Source organism: Dietzia sp. SYD-A1 (assembly GCF_015356725.1).
Lineage (GTDB): Bacteria > Actinomycetota > Actinomycetes > Mycobacteriales > Mycobacteriaceae > Dietzia.
Genome location: NZ_JADDKI010000540.1, coordinates 1 through 1,145, shown reverse-complemented (window position 1 = coordinate 1,145; position 1,145 = coordinate 1). Strand labels below are relative to the sequence as shown.

3 protein-coding genes are annotated in these 1,145 nt (G+C 72.9%); all 3 read left to right on the top strand.

Features of this window, described 5'->3' with window-relative positions; all coding sequences use genetic code 11:
* Positions 1 to 298: Fic family protein (locus IY392_RS16615; RefSeq protein WP_194861821.1), on the top strand; the 298-nt coding region annotated here is incomplete at its 5' end.
* A gap of 36 nt (positions 299 to 334) precedes the next feature.
* The gene (locus tag IY392_RS16610; protein WP_309234206.1) at positions 335 to 928 is read left to right on the top strand and encodes a helix-turn-helix domain-containing protein; all 594 of its coding nucleotides are present in this window, start codon (positions 335 to 337) and stop codon (positions 926 to 928) included.
* Between the two features lie 35 nt (positions 929 to 963).
* The coding region (locus IY392_RS16605) for a hypothetical protein (protein ID WP_194861820.1) at positions 964 to 1,145 on the top strand (182 nt) is incomplete at its 3' end.

The window sequence follows — 1,145 nt, the reverse complement described above, 5'->3', positions numbered from 1 at the left end:
CTCGGCGCCCGGTACCGCCGCCCGGGCGACGACGGTCGCGATCGCACTGGCCAACTGGTACGCGCGGTTCAACTACGTCCACCCCTTCCGTGAGGGCAACGGGCGCGCCGCCGCGGTCGCCGCGCTCCTCGCCGCGCGCGCCCACGGGGTGGATCTCGACTTCACCCGGACCGATCGCGGGTCGTGGGTCCAGGCCGCGGTCTCCTCGATGCCGGTGCCCCCTCGCCGGAGCGTCGATCCCACGGCGCACCGGTTCGAGTTCCTCCGTGTCACGATGGATCGCAGCGTCACCCCCTAGGACCCGTATCCCGGGTCTCCATCAGAGAGGAGCACCGTGTCCTCACCCGGACGACCCCGCCTCGTGGACCGGCGGCGTCCCGGGGCCACCCCGGCCGAGGAGATCCTGGACGCGGCGGCGGAGTTGTTCACCACCCGCGGGTACACGGCGACCTCGACCCGGGCCATCGCCGACGCCGTGGGGTTGCGGCAGGCCTCGCTGTACACGCACTTCCCCACCAAGGCCGCGATCCTCGTCTCCCTCCTCGACACGACGGTGCGCCCCACCCTGGACAGGGCCCGGGAGTTGCGCGACGGGTGCCGGGATCCGGTGGAGGTCCTCCTGGAACTGGCGACGATCGACGTCGAGGGGCTTCTCGCCTCGCGCTGGAACATCGGGATGCTGTACGTGCTCCCCGAGCTGGCAGGGGAGGACTTCGACGAGTTCCGCGCCGCCCGCTCCGAGCTGCGGGGGATCTACCGGGAGCTCGTCTCGGGGTGTCGCCCCGACCTCGATCCCCGAGACCCGGTCCTGGACCTGCCCTTCCGTGTGGTCGAGGCGGTGATCCCCCACCGTCAGGACCACCCGGGGATCGCGGTGGACCCCGCGCGGTGGGCGGCGGCCGCGGTAGCCGTGATCGGCACGGGGTGAACCGACCTGTCGTAGTCGTGCGGCACGATGGCGATGTGACCGGCCCCCAGTCCCCCGCCGCCGACTCTCGAGTCGCTGACTCCCCCGTGGTGGCCGAGATCCGTCGACTCCGTGCGCTCGACGCCCTCGGTCGCATCACCGTCATCGTCGCGTCGTTCGGTGCCGCGCGGGACCTGGTCCGGGCGTTGGCCCTGTCCGGCGGGGCGGCGGGCGTCGC